Origin of the sequence: Bacillus sp. JJ722 (genome assembly GCF_036963345.1) — a bacterium.
Lineage (GTDB): Bacteria > Bacillota > Bacilli > Bacillales > DSM-1321 > Bacillus_AD.
In genome coordinates this window covers 1-2,631 of record NZ_JBALMO010000262.1, presented here as the reverse complement: position 1 = coordinate 2,631, position 2,631 = coordinate 1, and the positions used below count along the sequence as shown (strand labels likewise).

Sequence of the window (2,631 nt, the reverse complement as noted above, 5' to 3'; positions counted from 1 at the left end):
CAATATTATTTACAAATTCTTCATTGATGTTTCTTTTACTTCCATGATGGGATAATTTTATTAAATCCATATAAATTTTATCAACTGTCTGACCGTATATTTCACGTAAATTTTTTATTATAATAGATGGATGAGCATCAGCTAACATAAGAACTCTTTTATCTTTATATTCTAAAATAAACGCTATACTACTCCCATTTACAAGTGCTTTATCTTCTTCATATGGTTTAATTAATAATTCATCAATACTACAATTATAATCAGATTCTTTATTCGAACTAATATTTACGCCATTTACTACTTCCTTAGGAAAAGCTTTATCCCACTCAGAATATAGCTTTTTTAAATTTTCCTCTTCTGGTGAAATCACTTTTAATTTTGCATCACCTAAACTTTTTGAATACCCTGCTGTAATAACTTTATCTATTTTTATGTCTAAATCTTCTAAACGCTTAGAAAAAGTAATACCTTGTTTAAAGCTGATATTTGCATCATCTTTATTCATCACTTGTAATAAATCATCATTAGCATTCTCATTAAAATATGTGTCACCTATAATTTCTTTCGAATTAAACCAAACTTCTTTGATGATTTCTTTATTAATCCAATTCTCTTCAAATAATTTAATTAACCCATATATATGATCATTATCAATATGAGTTAATATCATTAAATCTATAACTTGCCCCTTATTTTTAATATCTTGAATTTCTTTTTTTAATTTATTTACTACAAGTCTTTTGCGACCGCCATCAATTATTATATTCTTTATATCATTTCCTTCACCCAAACTAATTATAAAACAATCTCCATCATATGCTGGCAAAGCTTTTAAAGTTAACATTCATATCCCACCCTATTATAAATTTTTCTGAATTCTATATACCCGCTAACTAAACTTTTGTTTAACATGCTTTGTACGTATATACTTAAATAATTTTTAAAATATTTGTGTTCCAAGTTCCTGAATAAAAAACTAGGGATTTTAATAATAATTTGTTAAAAGTAAATACCATTACTTATACTGCATGGTATTTCATTAATATCATTGATAGGTATTTATTGTTTATTATTGAAACCGCTATAAGGTAAAAACATACTTTAGTGTTTTATTAGTAAGCATCGCTATAACAGCTACCATCCGGCAATTGCGAAAAACTTCTCCCTTATGGTAAATAAACAAAGATTAATGACACAGAATATTGTGGGTATTCCTGTTCAATTATTGCACCATCTTGATAAGCTTCTTTGATTGCATCCCAGACAATTTTTTCAGCATTGCACCTTTCTTTGCGAAAATAGAACTATTTATTTAAGTGAAGTGGTCGAGTATTTGATTGGGCATTTTGACTCTTTACATTATAGCAATAAAATAGTAGGTTGGTGATATTAACAATCCTTCATCCAATTAATAGTTGAACTTTTAAACTTTTTTATTAATACGCAAAAAAAGCTTCTTAAAAACGTAAGAAGCTTTAATGTCTATAAGATAATTTTAATAACTAGACAAAAAAAATTATACTAAATTTTTCTACATACTCAATTAACTATGAATTGTTTGTACAATTGACACATTTGAGTATTGGCAGAAGTATTTATTGGAAATTTAAATTAAATCTAGAAAATTCAAAAATCAGTAAAACTTGCAAACTATGTTTCTTGCTGACTTTTAAAATCCTTGTTCTGTCCTTCTCATTCATCGTTATTAAGCGTAATCTCAAACAAGATATATTCAGCTTGGTTTTTCATTTCAGTAGTTGTGCTAATTTGATCTAGATAATCTATTTTTAATTTTGTTAGAGATTTGTTCCTTTTACGTTCAGTAAGTCTGTTTTTTTGTTTAGCAATATTACTCTTCAAACATTTTTCTACATCTTTTATTGTAACTAATTCATTTTTTAACTCTTCATATACATCTTGTCTAATATCTCTAATCAGTGTTTCAAGTTTTTTTACGTGGTTACAATTGTATCTCTTTGTAATTTCAAACAAATCTAGAAAATTACTGATTTTTTTTCATCTTGAGATGAAATACACTTGTTAAAATGGACTTCTATTTTATTATTAACTAATTTAAACTTAAAAAAATTTGATATATCATTATAAAAGGGATGAGCTATTGGGACCTTTAACACCTTATCCATATCTAAGTCAAAGGCATTTGCTATCCCATCTATTAATTCTAAAATATCAGCTAACTCTTCTTCGTTAGGTGTAGCTTTAAACTCTTCTAATTCTTCTATTAATTTATGAAACAACAAGTGTTTAACCTCTTCTTCAGTAGCAACAAAAGTAAACGGTACGTTGTTATTCTGCTTAATAATTTGTGGTATGTTATCCCTTACTAATTTGTATTAAATATTTTTTCAGTCATTTTATCCCCCTATCCCTTAAATGAAATCCAAAACTTTTTAACGTAATCTTTTTCAATTGCAATTTGTAGTTGATCATAATCCTTCGTTTTACTTTTCATACGTAGTAGCAACTGCTTATTTCGCTCTTCTAAACGTGTCACATCTTCTTCAGAGGGCAGTCGGTTTGACTTCTCTGAGTTTTCCCCTTTATGGCAGAATACTAAATTCCATAAGTCATCCGAAAACATGTAAGACCACGGAATAACATGATCAACAG

The 2,631-nt window shown here is 27.4% G+C and carries 4 protein-coding genes; all 4 read right to left on the bottom strand.

Annotated elements, in window-relative coordinates:
* On the bottom strand, nucleotides 1-844 hold an 844-nt coding region (locus V7014_RS23245), incomplete at its 3' end, for an MBL fold metallo-hydrolase (protein WP_335510806.1).
* An 848-nt stretch (nucleotides 845-1,692) separates the two neighbouring features.
* Nucleotides 1,693-1,992: a hypothetical protein gene (locus tag V7014_RS23240; RefSeq protein ID WP_335510805.1), complete on the bottom strand. Its 300-nt coding sequence runs from the start codon at nucleotides 1,990-1,992 to the stop codon at nucleotides 1,693-1,695.
* Between the two features lie 2 nt (nucleotides 1,993-1,994).
* A complete protein-coding gene (locus V7014_RS23235) occupies nucleotides 1,995-2,261 on the bottom strand; it encodes a hypothetical protein (protein WP_335510803.1) in 267 nt (88 codons plus the stop codon).
* Nucleotides 2,262-2,383: 122 nt separating this feature from the next.
* A partial coding sequence (locus tag V7014_RS23230) for an HNH endonuclease domain-containing protein (RefSeq protein ID WP_335510800.1) occupies nucleotides 2,384-2,631 on the bottom strand: 248 nt, incomplete at its 5' end.